General features: G+C 73.5%; 22 protein-coding genes. 3 read left to right on the forward strand and 19 right to left on the reverse strand.

Annotation, left to right across the window (positions count from 1 at the left end; translation table 11 throughout):
* The 19 genes from AB0J40_RS18990 to AB0J40_RS19080 are packed head-to-tail and all read right to left on the reverse strand — an operon-like array spanning position 1 to position 21473.
* Positions 1-1656, reverse strand: a complete 1656-nt coding sequence (locus AB0J40_RS18990; RefSeq protein WP_364454475.1) for a hypothetical protein — start codon at positions 1654-1656, stop codon at positions 1-3.
* Positions 1653-2180, reverse strand: coding sequence for a hypothetical protein (locus AB0J40_RS18995; protein ID WP_364454478.1), 528 nt, complete (start codon positions 2178-2180; stop codon positions 1653-1655). Before AB0J40_RS18995 ends, AB0J40_RS18990 begins: the two co-directional genes overlap by 4 nt.
* Positions 2181-2182: 2 nt before the next feature.
* Positions 2183-3319, reverse strand: coding sequence for a hypothetical protein (locus AB0J40_RS19000; protein ID WP_364454480.1), 1137 nt, complete (start codon positions 3317-3319; stop codon positions 2183-2185).
* Positions 3316-5295 (reverse strand): hypothetical protein, encoded by a 1980-nt coding sequence (locus AB0J40_RS19005; protein ID WP_364454482.1) that lies wholly within the window; start codon positions 5293-5295, stop codon positions 3316-3318. The genes AB0J40_RS19000 and AB0J40_RS19005 overlap by 4 nt, the downstream gene beginning before the upstream one ends.
* Positions 5292-6494: a hypothetical protein gene (locus AB0J40_RS19010; RefSeq protein WP_364454484.1), complete on the reverse strand. Its 1203-nt coding sequence runs from the start codon at positions 6492-6494 to the stop codon at positions 5292-5294. The genes AB0J40_RS19005 and AB0J40_RS19010 overlap by 4 nt, the downstream gene beginning before the upstream one ends.
* A gap of 15 nt (positions 6495-6509) precedes the next feature.
* Positions 6510-8426 carry a phage tail protein I gene (locus AB0J40_RS19015; protein ID WP_364454487.1) on the reverse strand — a complete coding sequence of 639 codons (1917 nt, stop codon included), beginning with the start codon at positions 8424-8426 and terminating at the stop codon, positions 6510-6512.
* Positions 8423-10462, reverse strand: coding sequence for a putative baseplate assembly protein (locus tag AB0J40_RS19020; protein WP_364454490.1), 2040 nt, complete (start codon positions 10460-10462; stop codon positions 8423-8425). Before AB0J40_RS19020 ends, AB0J40_RS19015 begins: the two co-directional genes overlap by 4 nt.
* Entirely contained in the window at positions 10459-12351 is a 1893-nt protein-coding gene (locus AB0J40_RS19025) for a baseplate J/gp47 family protein (protein WP_364454492.1), read from the reverse strand. The genes AB0J40_RS19020 and AB0J40_RS19025 overlap by 4 nt, the downstream gene beginning before the upstream one ends.
* Positions 12348-12752, reverse strand: coding sequence for a GPW/gp25 family protein (locus AB0J40_RS19030; protein ID WP_364454495.1), 405 nt, complete (start codon positions 12750-12752; stop codon positions 12348-12350). The genes AB0J40_RS19025 and AB0J40_RS19030 overlap by 4 nt, the downstream gene beginning before the upstream one ends.
* The gene (locus tag AB0J40_RS19035; RefSeq protein ID WP_364454497.1) at positions 12749-13381 is read right to left on the reverse strand and encodes a phage baseplate assembly protein V; all 633 of its coding nucleotides are present in this window, start codon (positions 13379-13381) and stop codon (positions 12749-12751) included. The genes AB0J40_RS19030 and AB0J40_RS19035 overlap by 4 nt, the downstream gene beginning before the upstream one ends.
* On the reverse strand, positions 13378-14571 hold the full coding sequence (locus tag AB0J40_RS19040) for a type IV secretion protein Rhs (protein WP_364454498.1): 1194 nt from the start codon (positions 14569-14571) through the stop codon (positions 13378-13380). The genes AB0J40_RS19035 and AB0J40_RS19040 overlap by 4 nt, the downstream gene beginning before the upstream one ends.
* Before the next feature lie 10 nt (positions 14572-14581).
* On the reverse strand, positions 14582-15250 hold the full coding sequence (locus AB0J40_RS19045; protein ID WP_364454500.1) for a LysM peptidoglycan-binding domain-containing protein: 669 nt from the start codon (positions 15248-15250) through the stop codon (positions 14582-14584).
* Positions 15247-15435, reverse strand: a complete 189-nt coding sequence (locus AB0J40_RS19050) for a putative phage tail protein (protein ID WP_364454502.1) — start codon at positions 15433-15435, stop codon at positions 15247-15249. Before AB0J40_RS19050 ends, AB0J40_RS19045 begins: the two co-directional genes overlap by 4 nt.
* A 12-nt stretch (positions 15436-15447) precedes the next feature.
* The gene (locus tag AB0J40_RS19055) at positions 15448-15948 is read right to left on the reverse strand and encodes a phage tail protein (RefSeq protein ID WP_364454503.1); all 501 of its coding nucleotides are present in this window, start codon (positions 15946-15948) and stop codon (positions 15448-15450) included.
* Positions 15945-17417: a phage tail sheath subtilisin-like domain-containing protein gene (locus tag AB0J40_RS19060; protein ID WP_364454504.1), complete on the reverse strand. Its 1473-nt coding sequence runs from the start codon at positions 17415-17417 to the stop codon at positions 15945-15947. The genes AB0J40_RS19055 and AB0J40_RS19060 overlap by 4 nt, the downstream gene beginning before the upstream one ends.
* On the reverse strand, positions 17417-17875 hold the full coding sequence (locus AB0J40_RS19065; protein ID WP_364454505.1) for a phage tail protein: 459 nt from the start codon (positions 17873-17875) through the stop codon (positions 17417-17419). Before AB0J40_RS19065 ends, AB0J40_RS19060 begins: the two co-directional genes overlap by 1 nt.
* Positions 17876-17894: 19 nt before the next feature.
* Positions 17895-20162, reverse strand: a complete 2268-nt coding sequence (locus AB0J40_RS19070; protein WP_364454506.1) for a phage tail sheath C-terminal domain-containing protein — start codon at positions 20160-20162, stop codon at positions 17895-17897.
* 4 nt (positions 20163-20166) lie between these two features.
* Positions 20167-20904, reverse strand: a complete 738-nt coding sequence (locus AB0J40_RS19075) for a carboxypeptidase regulatory-like domain-containing protein (RefSeq protein ID WP_364454508.1) — start codon at positions 20902-20904, stop codon at positions 20167-20169.
* Entirely contained in the window at positions 20901-21473 is a 573-nt protein-coding gene (locus AB0J40_RS19080) for a DUF4255 domain-containing protein (RefSeq protein WP_364454510.1), read from the reverse strand. Before AB0J40_RS19080 ends, AB0J40_RS19075 begins: the two co-directional genes overlap by 4 nt.
* 155 nt (positions 21474-21628) lie before the next feature.
* Here AB0J40_RS19080 and AB0J40_RS19085 point away from each other — a divergent pair, with 155 nt between their 5' ends.
* From AB0J40_RS19085 to AB0J40_RS19095, 3 genes are all read left to right on the forward strand, one after another.
* A complete protein-coding gene (locus AB0J40_RS19085) occupies positions 21629-21835 on the forward strand; it encodes a hypothetical protein (RefSeq protein ID WP_364454512.1) in 207 nt (68 codons plus the stop codon).
* Positions 21836-21947: 112 nt separating this feature from the next.
* Positions 21948-22673 (forward strand): BTAD domain-containing putative transcriptional regulator, encoded by a 726-nt coding sequence (locus tag AB0J40_RS19090; protein ID WP_364454513.1) that lies wholly within the window; start codon positions 21948-21950, stop codon positions 22671-22673.
* A gap of 200 nt (positions 22674-22873) precedes the next feature.
* Entirely contained in the window at positions 22874-23857 is a 984-nt protein-coding gene (locus tag AB0J40_RS19095; RefSeq protein ID WP_364454514.1) for a LuxR C-terminal-related transcriptional regulator, read from the forward strand.
* The last annotated feature ends 58 nt before the right edge of the window (positions 23858-23915 follow it).

Raw genomic sequence — 23915 nt, forward strand, 5'->3', positions numbered from 1 at the left:
TCAGCCACCGGAGAAGGTCAGGGTCCGGCCGCCGAGCCAGACCACGTTCGGCACGTCGGTGAGGGCGCCGCCCCGCCACAGGTCCGTGTGGCGGCGGCCCAGCGGGATCTTCACCCGCACCGCGTCGCGGGTGAACCGGACCGTGGCTTCCAGGTCGGCGAACCTGCTCAGGGCCAGGACGGGGGTGTCGCCGCCCCACAGCTGCCCGGCGATCATGCCCAGCGCCAGGGACGCCGCCAGCGCGACGCAGCGGTCCAGAGCCCCCTCCGCCGCCAACGGCACGGCCCGGTGTTCGACGAACACCGTCCGGACCAGCTCGTCCACGCGCTCGGCGGGCAGATCCGCGGCCAGCCGGGGCTGCACGCCGCCGGTCGTCCACAGTGGAGTGCGCCACCGCAGGCGGGTCAGCGGGTCGTCGCGCAGCGGGCGCGCGTCCGTGACGAACCGGACGCCGGCCGCGGCCAGGTCGCGCAGGCACGCCGGCGGGAGCGGGAACGGGCCGGCCCGGACCAGCACCGGCGGCCGGCCGCAGGCTTCCCAGTGCGGCAGCAGACCGTCCACTGTGGACGCCCACGCGACCGGGAACAGGCCTGCGGTGTCGACGAGCAGGAGCCCGTCGTCGACGCCCGCGACGAGCAACGCGTCGGCGGGATCGTGGCCGCGGCACAGCGACAGCGCGAGCACGCCGTCCAGCACCGGCAGCGCGGGAGCCACCCGGCGCGCGAAGGCAGCCAGGTCCGGCACCGCGTCCAGACCGGCGAACGCCGCCGCCGAGGCCTCGTCTTCGGGCGTCCGCCGCCAGCCCCGCTGCGGCGCGCCCAGTACTTTGTACGCCAGCGCCGCGGCGAACAGCGGGGTCTCCGGGAGCAGGTCCACTCCGGACAGCGCGGGACCGATCGCGTCCAGGTAGCCGGTCCTGGCGAGGGGGCCGGCCAGCAGGAACGGCAGCACCGAGCCGATCCTCGTCTCCCCCGCCGTCCGCGGCGAGACGGTCGCCCTCTCGCCGACGGCCGCATCCGGTGAGCCGGTTCCGCCGCGCGAACCCAGCAGCTCGGCGAGTTCCGCGCGAGTGGCCGGCGGCCGCGGGAGAGACCACCGGCGGGCCAGTTCCCGTACCAGCTCGTCCACCGGTCCGCCCGCGGTGAACGATCCGGTGCGTTCTCCGGGAGCATCTTCGAGCAGCGCCGAGAGGTACGCCCGCAAGGTCTCTTCGGGCAGCAGGGCGAGCAGCGCGCCGAGTTCGCCGCGCACGGCGAGCTCCTCGACCAACGCGGCCACCGTCGGCTCCGGGAAGTCCGTTCCGGGCTCCGGAAACTCCGCCACGACGTCTACTGTGGACGCTGCCGGGACAGCCAGGGGTTCGGGCCGCGAACCCCGGTCCGGCACGGGTTCGACGACGAGACCGGCCGGCACCAGCGCCCCTCCTCCCCCGAGCGCGGACAACCGGACGGACAGCCGCACCGGCTCGGTGATCTCCAGGTCCGGCCCGTCGCCGGCGAGGTACTCGTCGAACTCCGCGGCCAGCAGCTCCGGCAGCGCGTCGAGCACCCGGCGGACCAGGCCCCGGGGATCGGGCCCCCAGCTCCACCCACCCCGCCGGACCACGTGCACCACGCACCGCCGCACGGTGATCTCGCCGGTGGCGGGCGCGCTCACGGCTTCTCGACCTTCTCCAGCCGGCCCGCCCACCCCGGGACCAGCACCAGCACGCCGTGCGGATCGTCGTCGACGGCCGTCGGGAGCGTCGTGGCGGTGTCGCCCTTGTTGATCTGCCCGGGCAGCACGGTCGTCGCCCGCCCGGCGGAGATGAACACCCGCACCGCGGTGTCGGCCCCGACCGGGTTGTCCACCTCGACGCGCAGGCCGTTGTCCTTGAACACCAACGGCCTGCTCGACGCCACCAGCGGCACGAGCGCGGGTTTCGCCGGCTGTCCCTCCGGCACCGGCTCGACCCCGAACGCGAGCGGGTCGAGGAACACGTCCGGCTCGTCGTCGGCCTCCTGCACGCCCAGCTCGCCGGCGTCCAGTGCGAGCGTCGCGACCTCCGCCGGGAGGAGCGAGACGCGCACCGGCAGCTCGTCGCCGACCACCTGCGCCACGGTCGGCAGGGCAGCGCCGACGGCCCGGACCGCGCCGACGACGTGGCCGGTCTTCTTCACGTACACCACGAAGAGGCTCATGGTCAGCCACCACCACCCGTCGCCGCGACCGTTGCCAGTACCAGGAAGTCGACCACGCCCGGCTGTTCGAAGACCTGCGCCGGGGACGCCGTGGGGTCGTAGACCCGGATCCGGCACCGGACCCGCCGCGCACTGTCCACAGTGGCCTCGGCCGGGCTGGTCAGCGCCGACCCCGTCGCCGTCGGCGGGATCCGCGGCGTCACGTGGACGTGCAGCGACACCCGGCCGTCGGCGACCTCCTCCGGCGTCACCCCGGACGGCAGCGGCAGCACCACGCCGTCCGTCGCGCTGCCGGACGTCGCCAGCACGCTGCCTGCGGAGATCCGGCCCGAGAAGCTCCCCGCGATGGTGAGGTTGCCGTTGGACTCCACCGTCAGCAGCGGATCGACGGCGCCGGTTCCCTTGTACAGCCCGTAGACCAGCGTCGGAGCATCCGCATCGGACAGCACCAGGGCCGGTTTTCCTTCCTGTGCCACCGGCTGGGTCCGCAGCGCGAGCGAGCCGGCCCGGGCCGACACGGTGTCCGCGCGCACGCCGAGGTACCGCGGGCCGACGCCCCGGGCCGCCGGGAACACCGCGGTGAAGTGCCCGGCGGTCCACTGGACGAAGCCCAGCAGCACCAGCCACTGGACGGGCGGCGCGGCCGGCGCGGCGCTCACCGCGGGCGGCTGCTGGTCGGCCACCAGCCGCTCGTCGCCGAGCCGCCGGAAGAGGAGCTGGTAGGACTCCTCCACGCGGGCCGGCCCCGACGAGCCGGCGCAGGACGCCGGGCCGGTGGCCGGCCGCGCCCGGTCGGCGGCGGTGAGGAACACCGGGTACGGCTCGGAGGTCGCCCGGTCGGCGCCGTTGACGGCCGCGAAGTCCGCCTCCGACAGCACGACCGGCGCCGGCACCACGATCTCGCGGCCGGTCCCGTCGACCGCCAGCCCGGCCTGCACGCTCACCTCGACGTACCGGGCGCCCGTCGCCGGGTCGGTCCGGCTCTCGGTGGTCAGGGCGAGCCCGTCGGCGATACCCCAGTCGTGCGCCAGGCGCGCGTGCCGGACCGCCGTCGCGCGGGCGTAGGCGACGGTCGCCGCCAGGTCCGCGGCGGCGAGCACCTGGCCCTCGCGGAACTCCGGGCGCAGCGGACCGGTCACGACGACTCACCCGACCGCGGCTTGCGGGCCGAGCCACTGCCGCGGCTCGACGTCGACCGGGTCCGCCGGGGCGGCGGCTTCGGCTTCTCCTCGTCCTCCTCCGGAGCGGCTTCCGGCGCGTTCTCCAGCTCCGAGAGCCGGTCGGACAGCCGTTCCGGCAGTTCCTCCCGCACCCGGGAAACCTGTTCCCGCGCGGAGTCCAGCTGCCCGCGCAACGCCTCCACGGTCGCGACGAGATCGCTCACCTGGCTCCGCAGCGCGTTCATCTCCTGCAGGCTGTCGGTCACCTCGTCCGGCACCGTGTACACCTGCTCGTGGATCGGCTTCGGCGGCGTCTCCCCCGGCGCGCGCTGGACCAGCAGGCTCCACATCCGGTCCAGGTCGGTGTCGCGGGGCCAGTCGAGCAGCAGTCCCGCGACGTACGGCGACGGCACCGGGCCGTTCGGCGGCGGCGTCGGTTCCCGATACACCGGCGGCGGCTGGCAGCACACGCGCTCGGCCAGTTCCCGCAGTGGATACAGCTTCGGCAGCCACTCGCCGTACGCGGAACCGCCCGGCAGCACCTGCTCCCGCGTCGCCGAGCAGACGCGCACCACGTCGCAGCCGTCCAGTTCCAGGTGCGCGAGCAGCACGTCGTTGTCGGAGCAGTCGACGCACGGCGGGTTCAGCGTCGAGCAGGCGGCGTCGGTGACGAACCGCCGCAGGTGCCGGGTGAGCTTGCCGGCGGCGTCGACGAGCTGGTCCAGGTCGGTCATCGTCAGGCGCTGCGCGGGATCCGGGTCGGGTGCGGGCAGCGGCTGCGGCACCGCCACCTGCCGCACCTGGTCCCGCAGCGTGCAGTCCGCGACGCCGGGTACCCGGTCGAGGCGGCCGAGCAGCCAGTCCCGGAGCTGGACCAGGTCGGCCCGGAACTCGGCCTGCAGGACGTTGCCGATCGGCGTGCCCTGCGCCAGCAGGCGGACTTCCAGCGGCGCGTCGTGAGCCGGCTCGACGACCCGGGCCCGCGCTTCCGCCACGACCGCGACGGCGATCGAGCGGTGCGCCGGCTCCGGCCACATCTTCTCCGCGTCGAGGCCACCCAGTGTGTCGCACGCGGTGCCGAGGACCCGCCGGGCGTCCTCGACGTCGCCGAGGTCCAGCGCCTGCTGCCCCTCGGCGTCGTAGGTGTCGTACCGGGCGAGCGCGGCGGCCAGCGCGCGGACGCGCTCGGTCATCTCGGCGACGACCGGCGGCGTCAGCGCCACTCCGGTGTTGTCCTGCAACCACTTGAGCGAGTCCTGGTACCGGGTCCGGTCGGCCGGCGCGAACTCGATCGTCCGGGTCGACGCGGACTTGGCCACCGACATCGCGTCCAGGTACAGCCCGAGCCGCTGGGCGCGCAGGCGCACCGCCTCGTACTTGGCCAGTGGGCCGATCCGCTCCAGCAGCCGCGTGCCGGGGTTGTAGCGGTGGTCGTCGGCGGTGTCGCACTTGACGACGAACCGGAAGCCCTCCTGGACGCGCGAAGGCACGCAGCCCGGCGCGGGGCACGGCTCCTCGGTGGCGAACGGCGTCACCGGGTCGGCCATGCTCTCCTCGTACCGGACGTACAGCCCGTAGTGGCGCGAGCCGTCGTCGCACGGGTCGCCGCACTCGACTCCCGGCGAGGACACCCGCAGCTCGCGCACGAGCGCCTGCACGTCGACCTTCTCCTTGCAGGACAACACGATGTCGTTGCCGCAGCAGTCGAGCGCGTGCCCGGGGTGCACGAGGACCGTCCCGCCCGCGCACGAGTCGCACGACACCTCGAGCCCGCAGACCACGCCGGGGCCGGACAGCATCCGGCTGTGCAACCGGTCCTTCCCGGCGACGTAGTCGGTCAGCAGCGACAGGTCGTCCTCGGTGAGCAGCTGGCCGGCGTAGAACCGCGGCCGGGCGAACGCGGCCGGGAAGGCCGACGTCCCGCCGCACCCGCATCCGCAATCAGGCTTGCTCATGAACGCTCCTCGGTGATGAAGAACCAGCTCTCGAAGACGTCGCCGCCCGCGCCGGTACCCGACGTCCACGGCCCGATACCCGACGGCGGGACCAGGCAGCCCGTCGGCTCGGGCTCGGGCCCCGGGTCGTGGCCGTGCCCCGTTTCGGTTTCGGCGTCGGCCGTCGCCGCGCCGGTGAAGGGGACGCGGCCGCCGACGTTGGTGCCGTCCACCGGGCGGCAGCAGCGGTCGAGCAGGAACGCCGCGCGGACCGTGACGAGCACGCGGTCGCCGTCCTGCAGCGTCTCGCGGGTCGTCTGCCGGTAGCGGAAGTGGCGGGTGAACTCGCCGTCCTTCCCGGTGGGCTCCTCGAACTGCCCGCCCATGTACCAGGTGTCGGCGTTGCGACCGGCGCCGCCCTCGATCACCTGGATCTCGACGACGCCGCGGCGCAGGCTGTCGACGCGGACGTCGTCGGAGAACTCGACGACGAGCCCGCCCGAGTTCTTCTGCGTGCCCAGCAGCTCCTTGGCTTCGGCCACGGTGTAGGTGTGGCCGTGGCGCCAGTTGATCCCGGTGATGACCGTCGGCACGTGCCTGCCGAAGAAGCGGCGGACGTTGAGGTGGATCCGGTTCTCGGCGACGGGCTTGCCGAAGTCGACGTCGTCGATCCGGGCCAGCCACAGGACCTTGTGCTCGCACGGGGTGCAGCAGGTCTCGCACCGTTCGTCCGTCGGCGGTGTCTTGGTGGTGACCCGGACGCAGTAGCTCTCTTCGGTGTAGCCGAAGTCGCAGTCGGAGGTGTCCGCGCAGGCGGAGTTGAAGACCGTCCGGGTCGGCTCGACCGCGCGCTCGGTGTACTCGACGCCGACCCACACCGTCGTCCCGGCGGTGCGCTCGTCCTCGTGCAGGGCCTCCCACAGGTCGATCGCGCAGCCACCGGGCACGACGACCTCGTTGCCGTCGCAGTCGACGCCGAGCCCGGCGGTGATGCGGACGCGCGCCTGGTGGTCGTGCTGCTCCTTGTCGTCGGCGGGCGGGGCGGGTTCGACGAGCAGCCCGCACACCACGCCGTAGCCCAGCAGGCAGCGCATCCGCAGCTTCAGCTTCTCGCGGAAGTACTCCTGCTCGCGCTGGAAGTCGCGGGCGGTGAGCAGCTGCCCGTGGAAGTACCGCAGCCGGCGGAAGGGCTGTTCGTGTGTCGTCGTTGCCTCGGTCATCTCTCTTCTGTCCTCTCAAGACACTCGCGTGTGGACCCCGACCGCGGACACCACGCCGACGCCCACGCCGTGGCGGGCACCCCGTGGCCCGGGTCTCAGAACTCCGTCGTGGTTCAGCCGCACCGCGCCCACCACCGGCGGCGGCAGCGGGACGAACGCGGTGTCCACCCCGACCGCCGACCGCGCGCCGACCACGAACCCCGTCCCGCCGACGCGCACCGACCCCTTCGTGTGCGCGGGCGCCTGCCGGACGACCAGGCGCCGCACGGCGTCCTCGTCGGCCGTGCCGGCGGGCAGCAGTACGCGGAACCGGTGGGCGTGCTCGGTGAGGGGGTCGGTGTCCGGGTCGCCGAACGCCCGCAGCGGCGCCCCGCCCAGCGTCGAGGTGCCCAGCCGCAGCCGCGCCGACGAGCGGCCGAACAACCGCACCGAGCCGAGACCGCGGGCCGGCGACGGGACCGCGGTCGCGCGCACCTGCGCCCAGTGGCGGTCGCCGGCCAGCTCGTCGACCACCGGCGTGACGCCGAAGACGATCTCGATCGCCTCCGTCAGGGCGCGGGGCGTGCCGCGCCGCCGGTACAGCGCGGGGGCGGCCCGGATCAGCTTCCGGCGCGTCGCCGCGTCCCAGCCGGCCTCGAACGACAGGCCGAGCAGCCCGGCCAGCCACGGCAGCGCGCCGTCCGGCACGCCCGCCGGGTCGAGCAGCGCCGGGTACCGCTCGACGACCCGGTCGATCTCGGCCGTGGTGGCGTCGAACAGCGCCAGGAACCGCTCGGTGAAGTCGTCGGCCGCCGGGTCCTGCCGGAACGCGGCGGGCAGCAGGTCCGCGCTGGTGGCCCGGGGGAAGTCGAGCCGGATCCGGTGCAGCACCGGCGTCGCCGACGAGTCGCCGGACAACCGCACCCGGGCCGTGAGGTAGCGGCCGGGTGGCTGGTCGACGAGGAAGTCCGTGAGGCCGGCGGGCGCGGTCTGCCAGTCGCTCCCGGCGAACCTGCCGTCCTCCGACACGACGACCGCCACGGACACCGCCGTGCCCGCCGGCACGTCCGCCGCCACCCGCACCCGGTGCCAGCGGCAGCGCGAGATGCCGCTGTCGATCAGGCCGGTGGTGAACTCGCCCCGCGTCACGAACTCGCCGTCCGCCGTCGCCGGCTCGGCGCGCGGCTCGCCCGCCCAGTCGTAGCAGGAGGTCACGTCGCCGTCCGGCCCCTGTTCCCGCAGGCAGAAGCCGGCGTCGTCCGCGGCCACGAGCGAGCTGGGCGGCAGTGCGGCGGCCAGTTCGTCCACAGTGGACCGACGGTGGTCGCGGTAGAGGCGGAGCTCGCCGTTCTCCTCGGTCAGCAGCCAGAGGGTGCGGCCCGGCCCGGTGCGGATCCCGATGATCTCGCCGCGGACATGGGTCCGGACGACCTCGCACAGCCGTCCGTCGGCGCCGTAACGCCACAGCCGGTCGCTGCCGGAGCGCGCGACGAGCACCTGCTCGTCCTGGGCGAGCGCGACGACGGTGGCGTGCGACAGCCCGATCACCGCCGTCAGCTGGTCGCCTTCGTTGCGCCACACGAAGATCCGGCCCGAGTCGACCACGGCGACGCGGTGCCCGCGCACGGCCACCGCGGCCGGCGCCCGCAGCAGCCGGGGGTCGCAGTACGGGGCCCAGACGGACCGCCAGCCGCCGGTGCGGGTGTCGCGGCGCAGCAACCGCTCGCCGGACAGCAGGAACCAGCCGCAGGGACCGCACCCGGGCGCCAGCCGCGGGTCGGGGAACCACGGCAGCAGCTGCGTCCGCGTCGGCCCGGCCGGGGACGCGCCGGCGTAGGCGAGCCGGACGCCGGTCTCGTCGTCGAAGCCGACGACGTCGGTCACCGCGTCCTGGTCCCACCCGACGACGTCGTCGAGGAGCCGGAACGTGGCGGTGACGGGGGCACAGGTCATGGGGACTCCTCCACCGGGATCAGCAGCGGGCGCTCCGGCCACACCAGGTCGTCCGGCCCGATCGGGTGGTCGGTGCACGGCGGCAGCCGCAGCCCGTCGGCGGTGAACGCGAGCCCGGACACCGCCAGGACGCCGTCCACCGCGAGCAGCCGGCGCACGAGCGGGGTGTGCCGCACCGCGCCGCCGAACGGCCAGCCGCCGCCGTCCTCCCCGCCGCGCAGCGGGTCGAGGTAGGTGGTCACGGCGTCGGCCGCCCGCGCGAGCACGGCGGCCCGGTCCTGGTCCGCGTCGAGCACGACCCGGGCCTCCACGGCGATCCGGCGGAACGCGACCGGGCCCGTGACCACCGTGATGCCGGCGGGCGCCACCTCGCGGCTCAGGAAGCCGGCCACCGTGCGCAGGGTTTCGGCACCCGGCACGGGCGGCTCGGTGGCGCCCGCGTCGATCGGCGGCACCACGAGGACGCCGACGACACCGGGGATGGGCGTGCCGGCGAAGTCCGGGTGCAGGCCGGGTACGCCGTGTGCGCGGGCGATCGAGGCGCCGGGCGCGCGCAGCGCCAGCAGGCCGTAGTCGGCGGGGGCGACGGCGCGGCCGCGGGAGCGCAGCTCCCCCACCCCGCGCCGGACGACGTCCGCGTCCGGCTCGGCGTCGGCGCCGCCGGTGGCCGGGAACGGGTTGGTCACACCGGTCACGAACTGCCGCGCGGTGACGACGCCGTTGACCGCACCGGCCGCGACGGCACCGGCCGCGCCGCCGCCCACCCGGTACCGCACGGCCCGGACGTTGCGGAAGCCCGGCGGCACGGGCGCGCCGTTGACGCCGTCGCCGAAGGTGACGATCCCGGTGTCGTAGTCGACGACGAACACGCGGTCGTCCGGCCCGTACGCGGCGAGGCTCGGCACCTCCTGCCACCGCGACGAGTTTTCTTCGGTGGTCCCGAAAAGATCCGTGCCGGGGTCGTCGTCGACTTCGATCACGACGCTGCCGGCGAGGACCGGGACCTGGCTCAGCCGCAGCCGGCGCCGCTCGGACGGCGTCGCCGGGTCCTGGATCGGTTCCAGCGCCTCGGCGAAGATCGTGCGGGCGGCGGTGGCGGCGACCGTGTTCAGCCGCAGCCCCGACACGAGCGGCGGCGCTTCCGTGACGAGGCCGTCGGTGACCTGCAGCCGCAGCCAGCGCAGCGCCGGGCCGGGCCGCGCGGTCGGCGGCCTGCCGGGTGCCCAGGTGCGCGGCAGCCGCAGCTCGACCGTCCCGCCGGTGCGCAGGCCCTGGGTTTCGTCGCGGACGACTTCGGCCGGGACGAACCGGCCGCCGTCCAGCACGTCCCAGCGCAGCAGCGGCTGGGGCGCGAGCGGCGGCGGGGTGAGCCCGCCGGCGGCCGCGGGCGCGGGCGGCGCGGCGGCGATCACGAACCCGAGCGACAGCGAGGGGAACGGGCTCGCGGTGCCGTCGAGGCCGAGCCAGAGGGCGTTGCCGGGCTGGGGTTCGGTGCCGAACGGCGCGAACGGGCGGCCGGGACCGCTGGGGCCGAGCGGGACCGGTTCGAGCGCGCCGCCCCGCTGCACCGCGAGCACGGCGAGGGTGGCGGGCGTGGCGTAGAGGTCCTGGTCGGTTTCGAAGACGACGTCGCCGTCGGTGCCGGACGCGGCGGCCTGGAAACCGGCGGGCACGAGCACCGAGGCACCGTCGGGCGGGGTCACGGTGAACTCCAGCAGCGCGGCGGCCGCGGTGGCCGGGCGGCGGCGCGCACCGGCGGTGTTCAGGTGCTCGGCGAGGATCTTCTCCGGCAGCCGGTTGACCCGGGCGAGCACGGGTTCGGCCTCGGTGCCGAAGAGCCGGACGAGCGCGACGCCCGCGTCCTGCCGGTCGGGGTTGGTCCAGTCCGGGGTGTAGCCGGGGATGCGATCGCGCACGGCGGCCCGCACCGCTTCCCGCGTCGCGTCGACGAGTTCCGGCTGCACCCCGGACGGTCCGGGGCCGGGGACCATGCGTGCTTCTTCGCCCGAGCCGCGGGCCCACCAGACGTCGGTCACAGCAACCCCTCCCCCGGTTCGGCGGCGGGCACGACGTGGGTGCGGACTTCCCGCACCACGGGCAGGTCCCCGGCGCGCAACTCGACGTCGCCGCACGTTTCCGCCGGCTCCGCACCGTCGACGCCGATCGCGACCGCGCTCACGTCGGCCAGGTCGCCGAGGGCCTGCTGGGCCGCCCGCAGCAACGCCGAGGGCCGCAGGGCCTCGCCGAACGGCCAGCCCGTCCCGTCGTCGCCGCCGTCCAGCGGGTCGAGGAACCGGCGCAGCGCGGCACCGACCACTGTGGACACCCGCACCCGGTCGGCCGGTGTGCCGGACAGGTCGACCCGCAAGCGCACGTCGCGATACGCCGGCGCGCGCACGAACACCTCGGCCGTCAGCAGCCGCGCCTCCGCCAGCCGGCCGGCGACCGCCCGGACCATCCCCGGGTCCGGCTCCGGGGCGGCCACGGCACCGGAGGGCACCGCCGGGACGATGTGGACGGTCACCGCGCCGGGCACCCGCGCGCACGGGAAGCCCGGGTGCTCGCCGACCGCGGCGTAGGCCCGCCCGACCGCCACGCCGGGGGTCGTCACCGCCAGCGTCACGAAGTCCTCGGCGGTGACCGCCCTGGTCACCTCGCCGAGCGCGCCCGCGGCCCGGTCGCGGGCCTGGGCCAGGGTTTCCGGGTCCGCGCCGCCTTCGGCCTGGACGAGGTTCTCCGCGCGCACGGGCGCGTTCGACGTCACCGGCAGCCAGTTGCCGGTGCGGCCGCCGTTGCCGTCGCGGCCGCCGCCGATCGTGTACTCGACGCCCCCGTCGCCGTCCGGACGCGGGATCCGGCCGGTGAGCCCGTCGCCGAACACGAGGGCACCGTCGTCCCGGTCCAGCAGGAAGATCCGGTCGCGGGACGTGCCGAAGGCGAAGTCGGCGGCCGGGAGCCACTTGTCACCATCGAGCTCCAGCGCCGCGGTGAGCAGCCGGCCGGCCGCGTCGGGCAGCACCAGGCGCCGGCCGGGCAGCTTAAGCCAGGTTTCGGTCTGGTCGGTGAGGCCGGTGAGCGTGCGGTGTTCGAGGTGGCGGGCCGCCGAGACGTTGACCGCCAGCCGCAGCAGCCGCGGCGGTGCCGCGTAGGTCGCCGCCGGGGTCGACACGACCAGTCCTTTGTGCACGGTGGACCACGAATCCGGCAGCCGCAGGCGGACCACCCCGGACCGCCGCAGGCCGCCGGTGCCGTCTTCGACCTCCTCGAACCCGCCGGCGGCGTCCCCGCTCGGCCGGAACCACGACCAGGTCAGCTCGGCGGGCGGGTCGGCGGCGGCCGCGAGCGGCGACCAGGACGGCGGCACCGGCGAGTCCAGCTCGAAGAGCAGGGACAGCCAGCCGGTCGCTTCGTGCGCGCCGGTCAGCGGCAGGGTGAACCGGGCCGACGCGGCGGTGCCGTCGCTCGCCAGCAACGGGACCCCGCGCCGGGCGAGGAGGTCCGCGGTGCGGTCGCGGTCGGTGAAGACCGCCGGCTCGCCCGCGAGCGGGAACGCGGTGACGTCGTCGTCGAGGCTGAACCGGATGGCCGCGGCGGGGTCGCGGGCGAAGACGGTTCCCGCGGGCACGACCTCCGGCGTTCTCACCTCCGGCGTCAGCGCCAGTACCGTCGCCGCCGGCTGCGCGGGCCGCGGCGGGTCCAGGCCCAGCAGCTTCAGGATCGCGACGACCAGCTCGTCCGGGGCCTGGTCGAGCCAGTAGAGCCGCTGCTCGAGCAGGTAGGCGAACAGTTCGAGGAGCGTGACGCCGGGATCGGCGGGCGCGTGCAGGGTCCACGTGCCGTCCGACTCCGCCGGGATGCGGCGGGTGACGGCCGCCGTCAGGTCGGCCCAGGTGAGGTCGTCGAGCTTCGGCACGGGCAGGGTCATGGCGTCGGTCCCGTCATCCCGAGGTAGAACGGGAACACCAGGTTGGCCTTGGTGTTGGTGCGCCGGATCCGGTACTCGACCGAGACCGTGACGCGGGATTCGTCGGCCGGGTCGGCCTCGGCCAGCACACCGGAGAGCTCGACCCGCGGCTCGAAGTCGCGCACGGCGTCGGCGATCGACCGCTCCAGCTCGCGCAGGTTCTGCACGCTGCCGGGTGCGAACACCGACTCGCTCACCGTGGTGCCGAAGTCCGGCCGCATCACGCGTTCGCCCGTGGCGGTGAGCAGCAGCGCGCGCAGGCAGTGCTCGATGCTGGTTTCGCCGACGGCGTAGGCGAGCCGGCCCGCCTCGTCGGGCAGGATCGGGAAGCGCCAGCCGGTGCCGAGGACGGGTTCGGTCACGTCGCCTTCACCTTCTTCGCGAGCACGGACGGCGGCAGCGGCGACGCGGGGCCGGTGACACCACCCGGTGCCGGGTGGGTGTGCTGGACGAACGCCTGCAGCAGCGCGTTGCCGAGCACGACCGGTTCGGTCGAGCCGCCGCCGAGGTCGACACCGTCCGCCTTGACCGTGACGGTCCTGGCTTCGACGGTGATCTCGCCGCTGTCCTTGAGCACCACCGTCGCCCCGGACGCGGTGCTGATGGTGATCTCCTTCTCCTTGTCGTCGAAGAGGATCCGGTGCCCGGCCCGGGTCCGGACGATCTTCCGGTCGACGCCGTCCTGGTGTGCCACGGGCGGTTTCTTCTTGCCGTTGTAGAGCCCGCCGAGCACGTACGGCTGCCGCATGTCGCCCTGGAAGAACGCGACGAGCACCTCGTCGCCGACCTCGGGCACGAACACCGAGCCGTAACCGGCGCCGGCGTACAGCTGGCTGACCCGGATCCAGGGGCTGATCGACGCGCCGCCGTCCAGCCAGTAGTACTTGACCTTCACGCGGCCCTCGTCGTCGCCGTCGTTCTGCACGACCTCCGCCGGCGCGACGCCGTAGAAGCGCCGGTCGGTCGCCATGGCCCGGGGCATCGCCGTCATTTCTTTTCCCCCTGGAAGATCTTCCGGCCGGTGAACGTGGTGAAGAAGCCGCTGGAGTTGAGGGCGTGCTCGACGCGCTTGACGAAGTAGGTGCCGGAGAACCGCTTGCCGAGGCCGAAGATCTCCAGGTTGTCCCCCGGCCGCAGCTCGGGCAGCCCGGCCACCCGGCCGGTCGCGGTGATGAACTCGTACGCCCGCTCCCGCAGCAGCGCGATGGCCAGCTCCTTGGCCTCCTCCTGGCTGAGCACCGGCGCGTCGACGACCACCTCCTGCCGCCCGCCCGCCGCGCTGTCCGCGGCCTCCGGCCCGCTCTGCCCGTCGCTCTGGTTCTGCCCGCCGGGCAGGTCCTTCGCGGTCGCGACGTACTCGATCGGCTCGGCCTTCACCGGGTCCCAGCCGTGCACGGTCAGCTTGCTGACCTGGTTGGACACGGTCATCGTCGGCGTGAAGTCGATCAGGTTGGGCACCAGCCCGGCCGGCTGCCCGCTCGGCCCGGTCGCCAGGCCGGGGCTGTAGGCGAGGCGGAACACCCGGATGGGGCTGCTGTCGCGGCCGTCGGTGGGCTTGACGAAGTAGAGCGTCTGCTCGCCCGTCGCCGGGTCCGGCAGGATGTAGCAGTCGAAGTCGATCCGCTTCGCCCGTTCCATCAGGAACTGCGCGTCGGACTGGTTCTTCTGCACCACGAGGTCGTGGCGCGGGCCCTCGTGGGTCGTCTGGACCGCCAGCTTGTTGCGCCGGGCGATCTGCTCGGCGATCTCCCAGTCGGTCTTGCCGACGAAGTTCTTGTCCTCTTCCTTGGTGGGCTTGCGGTCCTTGAGCGCGAGCATCCCGTCCACGCAGGTGATCGAGACGGTCGGCGACGCGGCGTCCGGGAACTTGGGCGCCAGCGAGCTGATCGTGCCGGTGCCGACGGTCAGCAGCCGGTCGGCGTAGCCGAGCCGGACGGACACGCGGGTGCCGATCTGCAGCTTCTCGGAGTCGCTGTGCTTGAACGTCAAGGTGACGTCGTCCCAGTTGTTGAGCTCCAGGTCGAAGCCGGACATCTCGTCGAGGTCGCGGTGCACCTTGATGTCGAGGATGTCGTTGCGGGTCGTCGGGTCGGCCTGGAGGCCGTCGATGACGACTTCGAACGCGGGCGCGTAGCGGTCCGGGTCGGCGATCTCGGGCTTGGTGCCCGCGGGCGCGGTCATCGCACCCCCCTCACGGCAGCCGGGGCACGGTCAGCACCAGCCCCGGCCGCAGGTCACGGGGATCGGAGATCCCGTTGGCGCGCGCCAGTTCCCGCCACGCATCGGGGCGCCGGTAGACCGCGGCGGAGATGCGGTCCCACGTGTCGCCGCGGCGCACCACGTAGCTCTTCTCCACCGTCGGCGACGACCGCGGCGGGTCGTTGGCCTGCTCCTTCGCCGGCCGGTACTCCTTCAGGGTCAGGTCGAGCTGGGCCCGCAGCGGGACGCCGTTCTTGGCGAACAGCACGTAGTTCACGTCCAGCTTCTCCACCACGCCCCGGAACACCGTCTTGTCCCAGACGAACTTGACGATCGGCGGCGCGTGCAGCGTGTTCTGCGGCCGCATCAGCTTCCTGATGTTGTCCACATAGGACTTGCGGACGTCGTCGAGCGTGTCGGAGGTATCCACCAGCGCCTGTACGGACAGCGACTCGCTGCCGCCCCGGATGTACTGGATGGGCGGTGTTTCCAGACCGGGGATGGTGATCTCGGCGAAGGTGTTGCTCTTGCTCAGCTTGTACTCGGTCGGGTTGAACTTCAGCGGGATCCGCTTCGGCACTTCCTGGGGGTTCGCCGGCTGCTCGATCTCCAGGTGCGCGTCGGCGCCCTGGCTCACCAGCGAGAACGGGGTGACGCTCACCGGCTGCCTCCCGGGTCCCCGAGCCTGCGGTCGTTGTCGCTGCGCTCGGCCCGCGCGCACTCTTCCTCGTAGAGCCGGGACCACGCCTGGATGTGCTTGTTGAACAGGCGCGTGAACAACGCCCCGTCGTCACCGTCCACCTGGAACCGCACCTCGAGGTTGTGGATGATCAGGTTCTTGGGCACGCTCCTCCTCCCCTAGAGAACGGCCGTCAGGCCCTCGTGGGCGATTTCCAGCTGCTCGATCGCGACCGCGTTCTGCTCGGCGTGCAGGTCCGGGCCGGTCCACTTGGCGGCCAGGCCGCCGTGGAAGATCCAGGACTTAGCCGGCAGGCCCGCCTCGTCGAGCATGATCACGGCGCCGTCGCGGCGGGCACCGAGCGAGTCGTGCAGGCCGGTCTCGTACCAGGCCCACAGGAGCCGGTCGCGGACCACCCCGCGCTTGAGGGTGATCGGGTTCCACGAGTGGCGCAGCGGCAGCCGGTGCACCGAGTCGTTGCGGCCGCCCTCGGCGTAGGTCACCACCTCCAGCTGCGCCCCCATGCCGGTGACCTCCTGGAACGCGCCCGCCGCGACGGCCGGCAGCAGCAGCGCCTGCGCCGGCGGCAGGTAGACGTCCGCCGGGGCGAGCGTCACGAGGAAGCGGAACTTGCCCAGCGGCTCGTTCAGCGCGAGCAGCTGGTCGACCGGGGTGGTCACCGCTCGATCACCTCCAGCCCGCGGTCCCGGCCGAGCACCAGCCGCAGCGCGATGAACTCCATCGGCACGGCCGGTGCGACGTCGATCTCGCAGACGACCTGGCCGGGGTCCTGCTCCGGCGGGTTGTTGGTTTCGTCGCACACCACGCGGAACGCGTCCTCCGGCCGGGTCCCGGCGAGCGCCCCGGTGCGGAACGCCTCCAGCAGCACCGAGGTGATCGCGCGGACCAGCGACAGCCGCAGCTCCGGCGAGTTCACCTCGAACACCAGCGGCGCGGCGGCCCGCCGGATGGCCCGCACCAGCAGGTGCAGCAGCCGGCGGTGCGCGAGGTACACCCGGCGCGGGTCGGCCGACAGCGTCCGCCCGCCCCAGACGACCAGACCGCGGCCGCGCACGCACCGCACCAGGTCGACACCTGCCTCGAACAGCCGGACCTGCTGCGCTTCCGGGTACTCGACGTCGAGGTCGACGGCGTCCAGCAGCGTGGCGTTCGCCGGGGTCTCGGCGGCACCCCGCTCGGCGTCGAGCCGCGCGACCAGGCCGGCGACGTGCCCGGACGCCGGGACGGTCCGCAGCCCGGCGCCCTCGAGCGACGGCGCCCGCAGCGGCGGGTGGTACACCGCCGCGGCGGCCAGCAGCGCCTCGTCGCCGAAGTCCGCCAGCGCGCCGGCCCAGGCGAGCACGTCGTCCACTGTGGACCGATCCGGCGGAACGTCCAGCAGCACCAGCCGGTCCAGCAGCGGCGCCACGGTCCCCAGCAGATCCAGCACCAGGCCCGTGTGGTCGTCACCGGCCAGGTCGGCGCCGAGGTCCGGCAGGGCGACCAGCGCCGGTTCCGGCAGCTCGGCCTGCGTGGTCACGGCGTCCGCGTAGTCGGCGCGGCCCGGCGGGCTGTCCGTCCCGCCGGTGAGCGTCAGGTCCCACGACAGCGAGATCGGCCCGGCCGGTGGGATCGGGTCCGCCCCGCCGAGCGGGACCACCCGGATCAGCCGGGACGCGGCGACCCGCTCGACGACCTCGCCGGGCGCCATGCCGGCGAAGATCTCCGCCGGCTCGCCGGGCACGAGCGCCCGCACGGTGACCGCCGGCGGCCCCGCGACGCTGCTGGCCCGGTACCGCACGGTGACCCGGCCGCCGTTCGCCCACGCTCCGGGACTGGCGGCCACCACGAGGAAGCCGTCCGTCCACAGTGCACTGGCCGGCTGGGCGGGCCCGGACACCCGCAGCACCCACGCGGTGCGGCCGTCGTTTTCGAAGAAGCCGCGCAGCGCGTACGGCGTCGCCGACGTGCCGTCCGGGGGGCCGAACTCGCCGACGACGTCGTTCCAGCTTTCGACGCGCACGGGCAGCCCGACCGGGCCGCGCCGGGTGCGGCCGAGGAACACGGCCACGTCCGTGCGCAGCGGCTCGTCGGCGGCGGCCGCGCGGTCGAAGGTCAGGGAGACGCCGGGAAGCGCCGAGCCGGCCATCACGTGTCGATGCCGAAGCTCTCGACGGCCAGCACGAGCGTCTCCATGGCGATCTCGTTCTTGGTCGCGTTGAACGACGGTCCGGTGTACTTCGTCGGCCAGGCCCGGTCGAAGTTCCAGCGCATGACCTCCTGGCGGTTCTCGTCGAGCATGACGACCGAGCCGGACGTGCGCCGCACCCGGCCGTCGAGGGCCTCCTTCACCCAGTTCCAGAAACCGATGTGGCCGGTGACCCCGCGCTTGAACGTCAGCGCGCTCGGGAACTTCTTCAGGCCCACGAGCTTGCGGACCGTGATGTCCTCGCTGCCGGTCCGGTACTCGATCACCGGCAGCTCGATGTCGAACCCGCTGGCTTCGGTGAACGACCCGCTCACCGCCACGCCGTCGTCGCTGACGTTGGTCACGATGACCAGGAAGTTATACGCGGCATACGGGTCGTCCCGCGTCACAGGTGGCATGTCCCTTGCCTTTCAGTGGTCAGACGAGCTGGGGCTCGCGGGTCTTCTGCTGGATCCGGAAGATCACGAACTCCGCCGGGAACACGGGCGCCACCCCGATCACGCAGATGAGCCTGCCGCCCGCGATGTCGTCGTCCGTCATCGTGGAGCGGTCGCACTGGACGAAGAACGCTTCGTCCGCGGTGGTGCCGGCGAGCGCCCCGCTGCGCCAGACGGTGGTGAGGAAGTTCGCGACGGTCTGGCGCACCAGCGCCCACAGCGACTCGTCGTTCGGCTCGAACACGACCCACTGCGTGCCCTCGTCGATCGACTCCTCGAGGAACAGGAAGAGCCGCCGCACGTTGACGTACTTCCACGACGTGTCCGAGGACAGCGTGCGCGCGCCCCAGACCCGCTGGCCGAGGCCGGGGAAGAAGCGCAGCGCGTTGATGCCGCGCGGGTTCAGCACGTCCTGGTGCCGCTTGGTGACGTCCTGGGCGATGCCGTCGGTCAGCCGGATGCCGCGGATGACCGCGTTGGCCGGCGCCTTGTGCACGCCCCGCTCGACGTCGGTGCGGGCGTAGATGCCGATGATGTGCCCGGACGGCGGTACCTCGACGAACTGGCCGGTCGAAGGGTCGTTGACGACGAGCCACGGGTAGTACAGCGCGGCGTACTTGGTGTCGAACGGCTCCCGGAACGCCTGGATCCCCTCGATGTCGAGGCCGTCCTGCGGGTCGAGGACGGCGAACCGGTCCTTGAGCTGCTCGCAGTGGGTGACCAGCGCCGACTCGACGGTGCCCGCCCACACGCCGGGCACCGCGCAGATCGCGATCTCGTCGATGTCCTCCAGCGCGACGATGCCGGTGCGCTTGCCGCTCCCGCCGTCGGTGCCGACGAAGTCCGCGACCGTGAGGCCGTCGAAACCGTCGTCGCCCTCGTCGGCCAGCCTCAGCCAGGAGCCGGTCTCCGGGGTCGGGAACCGGGCGGGGTCCGGGTCGATCTCCCCGACCGCTTCGCCCCGGACCAGCCGCGACTGGCCCGCCAAGGTGCCCGTGACGGTGCCGGGCCCCTCGCCGCGCAAGCGCAGGTTGCGGAAGGTTTCGGTGACCGAGCCGCCGCCGGGGTCGGTGAACCGTGTGTCCACAGTGGACTCGATCAGCCGGAGCCTGGCGGACTCGAAGACCTGGGCCGGGGTGTCCGGTTCGAACGTGACGACGTCGTCCGGTCCGACCGACCGGACGTTCAGGGTCTTCAGCTCCTCGCCGGTGTCGAGCTGGGTGACGGCGCCCTCGTACAGCCGGCCGGAGCCGCTGATCCGCAGGGCCGGGCCGGCGCCGGCGGTGGCCAGGCGTACCCGGCGGACCGCGAGACCCGCCTTCCACGGCGCGTGTGTGGTGCCGTCGGGGAAGGTGAGCGTCACCTCGCCGTCGGCGGGCTGCGCGACGGTGACCGGGAACCGCCGGTCGCCGATCAGGACCCAGACGTCGTCGGGCAGCGGGCCGGGGTCGAGCCCGGGCACGGCGGTCACCTTGATCGACCCGGCGTCCGCCGCGGCGTCGGCCGCGAGCGCGGTGACGAACAGCGGGCCCTGCTCCGGGTCGGGCAGCACCGGCAGCGAGGCGCTCACCGACGGCTGGATCCGCACCTGGACCGCCCGGCCCCACGACCCCGGGCTCGACGCGGAGAACCGCAGGCTCGGGTCGGTGCCGCGCGCACCCCGCTGCACGTAGTCGCCACGGCTTGCCTTGACCGCCGCCGGCAGCCCGGTGCCGAGCGTGACCCGGCCGGTCGTGGCGTTGTACGCGGTGATCGTGACGGTGCCGATCTCGACGTTGTCGCTGCCGCGGAAGACGGTGACCTCGTCGGTTCCGGTGAAGCCGATGAGGTGCGCGAGCTGCAGTGCGGTGGCCCCCGCCGCGGCGTCCTGGGTGATCGCGCTGACCAGGCCGGTGAAGACCTGGCCGGACGCGGCCTGCGCGGTGCCGCCGGCGACCCGCTTGACGTAGAGGCGCTGGCCGCCGTTGTCGAAGAAACCCTTGACCGCCAGCGGAAACAGCCACCAGCGGCCGCCTTCGGCGGGGTTGTTCGTCCAGGCGTCCCGGATCGCCGGGTCGGGCTCGGGCAGGAACCCGCCGAAGGTCGTCTGGAACTCCAGGAAGTTGGTGACCAGCTTGGGCTTGCCGTCGGTCGGGCCGCGCTGGGTGACCCCGACCATGCCCGCCGTGCTGGTGCTCACCCCCGCGATCGGCCGCGGCCCCGCGTCGACCTCCTCGACGTAGACGCCGGGGCTCAGGTATTCGGGCATGGTTTCAGCTCCTCTGGTTCTCGACGATTTCGATGACGTGCCGCACGTCCCGTTCGGTGGGCAGCCGGACGTCCAGGGCCCCGGTCCGCCCCGGCCGCTCGGTGGCGGTGAGGTGGAAGACCCGCACGGGCGGCGGCCCGGTGACCGGCTCGCCCTCCCACCGCAGCGCGAGCCGGAACGCGCCCGCCGGATCGGTCAGCGTCCGCTCCAGCCACGCGATCCCGTCGCGGCTCGTGACGCCCCGGGCCTCGACCAGCGCGTTGGCGATCGGCGCGCGCGTGGCCGCGTCGACGACCACGCCGTACACCGTGCGGACGCCGGGCCCGTACGGGAACGCGATGCCCGGCAGCAGCCGCACCACGCGCGGCTCGCTGTCCACGGCCGGCGGCGTGGTGTCGTCGTACGGGGCGGCGACGAACTCGACCCCGGCCACGGCCGCGTCGAAGTCCTCGCCGTCGGCCGGGTACAGCGGCGCGAGCCCGATGGCGCTGAACCGCACCCGGAACCGCTCCGGCTCCGCGCCCGGGCCCCGGCGCCGGCCCAGCTCCGGGTAGGCGATCGCCGCGCTCGGCGTGCGGATCGCCTGCGTGTCCTGCGGTACCCAGACGTTCGCGTCCGGGTCGAAACGGTCCAGCTCGGTGCCGACGCCGGCGGCCCGCGGGCGCCGGGCGAACTCGTCGAACGGCACGAACCACGCCGGGCTGTGCAGGACGGAGGTTTCGACGGGATAGAAGCGGGTCATGGCAGCGGCGCCCCGGTGATCGTCCGGCTGCGCACCAGCTTCAGCTCGGAGACGTCGAGGGAGTCGAGGTTGACGACCCGCACCTCGTAGTTCAGCGACAGCCGGTAGGGCTTCTGGATCGCGTACCAGATCCACGACTTCTGGTCGAGCGTCAGCGGGGTCAGCGTGAACTGCAGCGCCTCGGTGGTGCCGGCCATGCTGCCGGTCAGCTCCTCGCCGGTCCAGATCGCGTCGTCGTAGAACACCTGCAGCGCCCGGCCGATCATCTGGTGCTGGGTCTCCTGGCTGCCGCCCCACGGCGTGATGAGGTACCGCAGCAGCAGCGCCATCGGCGGCTTGCGGCTCGTGGGCGCGGCCGGCGGCAGCGACCGGACCGGCGGCCGGTTGCGCGAGGTCGGGTCTTCGGCGATCTCGTACAGGAACACCGTGAGCGTCGCCCGGCTCGGCCGGTCCTCGAGGTCGCTCAGCACCGCCGTCGGCGGCTCGGCCGGGTCCAGGGAGCGCAACGCCTCGGTGAGCCGGTCCACGATGATCGTCGAAACGTCGGCGACGACACCGAAATCGCCCATGCCAGTCCTCCCCTGCCTGCCGCGGCGCAGCATCGCAGGGGTGGCGTGGCGGGGCCGCGATCCGCGCGTCGCGCGAGCGTCACCGCGGCGTTCCCGCCCCCCGCGTTGACGCGGCGGCGACGCGGCGGTGACAGGCGCGCGCGCATGCTGCGGCGGTGGAGGCTCCCGAGGAACGATCCGGCAGCATGGTCCTTCGCGCCTGGCTGGAAGGCGGTCAGCCCGGCGCGCTGCGGGTGCGCATCCTCTCCACCGTCGGCACGGCCGAGGCGAAACCGCTCGCGGTGACGTCCGCCGAAGCGGTGCTCGCGGCCGTGCAAAGCTGGCTGGACGAGCTCGGATCAGGCCCGATGACGTTTTCGTGACGCCCTGTTGACGCCACTCGATCGATAATTCGCGTAACGTTTCCCACACGGGTCGCGAATTGCTGTGCGGTGGGGTCGATCCGATCGGTGGCGGGCGTAGGTTGGGGAGCCGATGCGCACTGACGTGACACAGATCGTGACATTGCGGCTGCTGAAGGGATTCACGCTGCTCGTGGCGGACGACCCGGTGGCGCTGTCGTTCAGCGCGCAGCGGCTGCTGGCGTTCCTCGCGCTGCAGGACCGGCCGAGAACCCGCACGTACGTGGCGAGAACGCTGTGGCCGGAGGCGACCACCAGCCGCGCCAACGCGAACCTGCGCTCGTCGCTGTGGCGGGCTTCGCGCAGCGGGCACCAGGTCATCGACGCGTCGGTGCACGAAATGGCGCTGGCGGGCAACATCAGCGTCGACATCCACGACGCCGTCACCCGCGCGCACCGCCTGCTCGACAAGTCGTGCGGGTGCGACGACATCCTGAACCGCCAGACCCGCGACGACCTTTCGGCCGACCTGCTGCCCGAGTGGTCGGACAACGAGTGGGTGCTCATCGAGCAGGAGCAGTACCACCAGCTGCGGCTCTACGCGTTGGAGGCCATGGCGAAACGGCTCACCACGGCGGGCCGCCACGGCGAGGCGGTGGCGGCCGGCCTGGCCGCGGTGCGCGCGGAACCATTGCGGGAGAGCGCACACCGCGTGCTGATCGACGCGCACCTCGCGGCGGGCAACCGCGCGGCGGCCCAGCACCAGTACGAGCAGTGCCGGGGGACGTTGCGCGAGGAACTGGGACTGGAACCGTCCGAGTCCCTCCGCCACCTCCTGCCGCACATGACCGCGCACTGACCGTGCTTCGCGGGAATTACGGTCAAATCGCAGAGAATGGATTCGAAACTGACGGGATTCGCATTGAATGGGTCTCCACGGCACTCCTCCGTCGTTCGCCGGAACCCGTCCACGGTCGCAGCGCGACGCCCACGGTTCCATCGCTCGTGGAGTGAGGTAATCGGCGCGGAACCTCATCGTGCGGGCGTACCGGGAGGATGATGGACCCGGACGCGCCGGCCCGGCTGCGGGTCGACGCCGAGACGACGCTGATCCTGCGGGAAGCGTTCCACAAGATCGACGCCAACTACCGCACCGACCACTACGGCCTCTACGACTACGCCCGCGCCGTGATGAGCAAGATCGTGCCCCTTGACCACTTCTACATCGGCTTCTTCCACGGCTCGAACCGCGTCCGCTACCCGTACGGCTACGACGGCGGCATGTACACCGACCCGGCGTCGCACACCTACGGGCCGCACGGCCAGGCCGCGTGGCTGCTGAAGCACCGCCAGACCTACCGGATGCAGTACGACAACGGCGCCGCGCTCAACGCCGGCGTCGCCTCCGGCGACACCAGCCGGATGTCCGCCGACGCCGTCACCACCCCGCTGTTCCGCCGCGGCCGCGCGGGCGAGCCGGTGGTGTTCGGCATGATGTCCATGCAGAGCTACCGGCCGGGCACCTTCGACGACAACTCGGTCCGCGCGTTCGAGTGGCTGGCCGACCTGGTCGCCCGCGTGCTGACGGCGGAAGCCGAGAACCTCGACGCCCTGCGCCGGCTGCCCGCCGACGTCGCCGGCGCACCGCCGCTGGTCACCGCCGACCACATCGTCGAGTTCCTGTCGTCGCGGGTGGCCGACGTCCGCCAGCGGGCCCAGAGCGCGCTGGAGACCCCGGACGCGGCCGCGATGCGCGAGGCCCTGCAGCGCATCGTCACCGACTGCCAGCAGCTGCAGTCGGACCTCGTCGAGCTGACGCTCGACATCGACAACGGGCCCGAGGAAAGGTTCCGGTCGCTCACGGCCGCCGAACAGGGGGTCGCGGTCCTGCTCGGCAGCGACCTGCCCAACGAGCGGATCGCGCGCGAGCTGGGCATCAGCCCGCACACGGTGAAGACGCACGTGCGCAACATCCTGGCCAAGTACGGGATGAGCGGCCGCGCCGCGGTGGCCGACGACGTCCGCAAGCACCTGGCCCGCTGATCGGACCCGGCCGTTTCCCTGGCCCACCGCGCCGCATGACGGGGCCGGCACCCGGCCG

Origin of the sequence: Amycolatopsis sp. NPDC049691 (assembly GCF_040675005.1) — a bacterium.
Classification (GTDB): Bacteria; Actinomycetota; Actinomycetes; order Mycobacteriales; family Pseudonocardiaceae; genus Amycolatopsis.

What these genes read in the sequence shown, in the direction of transcription:
- AB0J40_RS18995 (WP_364454478.1), bottom strand. Translation starts at nt 2,180, where the DNA reads ATGAGCCTCTTCGTGGTGTACGTGAAGAAGACCGGCCACGTCGTCGGC.
- AB0J40_RS19005 (WP_364454482.1), bottom strand. Translation starts at nt 5,295, where the DNA reads ATGAGCAAGCCTGATTGCGGATGCGGGTGCGGCGGGACGTCGGCCTTC.
- AB0J40_RS19010 (WP_364454484.1), bottom strand. Translation starts at nt 6,494, where the DNA reads ATGACCGAGGCAACGACGACACACGAACAGCCCTTCCGCCGGCTGCGG.
- AB0J40_RS19015 (WP_364454487.1), bottom strand. Translation starts at nt 8,426, where the DNA reads ATGACCTGTGCCCCCGTCACCGCCACGTTCCGGCTCCTCGACGACGTC.
- AB0J40_RS19025 (WP_364454492.1), bottom strand. Translation starts at nt 12,351, where the DNA reads ATGACCCTGCCCGTGCCGAAGCTCGACGACCTCACCTGGGCCGACCTG.
- AB0J40_RS19035 (WP_364454497.1), bottom strand. Translation starts at nt 13,381, where the DNA reads ATGACGGCGATGCCCCGGGCCATGGCGACCGACCGGCGCTTCTACGGC.
- AB0J40_RS19040 (WP_364454498.1), bottom strand. Translation starts at nt 14,571, where the DNA reads ATGACCGCGCCCGCGGGCACCAAGCCCGAGATCGCCGACCCGGACCGC.
- AB0J40_RS19060 (WP_364454504.1), bottom strand. Translation starts at nt 17,417, where the DNA reads ATGGCCGGCTCGGCGCTTCCCGGCGTCTCCCTGACCTTCGACCGCGCG.
- AB0J40_RS19065 (WP_364454505.1), bottom strand. Translation starts at nt 17,875, where the DNA reads ATGCCACCTGTGACGCGGGACGACCCGTATGCCGCGTATAACTTCCTG.
- AB0J40_RS19070 (WP_364454506.1), bottom strand. Translation starts at nt 20,162, where the DNA reads ATGCCCGAATACCTGAGCCCCGGCGTCTACGTCGAGGAGGTCGACGCG.
- AB0J40_RS19075 (WP_364454508.1), bottom strand. Translation starts at nt 20,904, where the DNA reads ATGACCCGCTTCTATCCCGTCGAAACCTCCGTCCTGCACAGCCCGGCG.
- AB0J40_RS19080 (WP_364454510.1), bottom strand. Translation starts at nt 21,473, where the DNA reads ATGGGCGATTTCGGTGTCGTCGCCGACGTTTCGACGATCATCGTGGAC.
- AB0J40_RS19090 (WP_364454513.1), top strand. Translation starts at nt 21,948, where the DNA reads ATGCGCACTGACGTGACACAGATCGTGACATTGCGGCTGCTGAAGGGA.
- AB0J40_RS19095 (WP_364454514.1), top strand. Translation starts at nt 22,874, where the DNA reads ATGGACCCGGACGCGCCGGCCCGGCTGCGGGTCGACGCCGAGACGACG.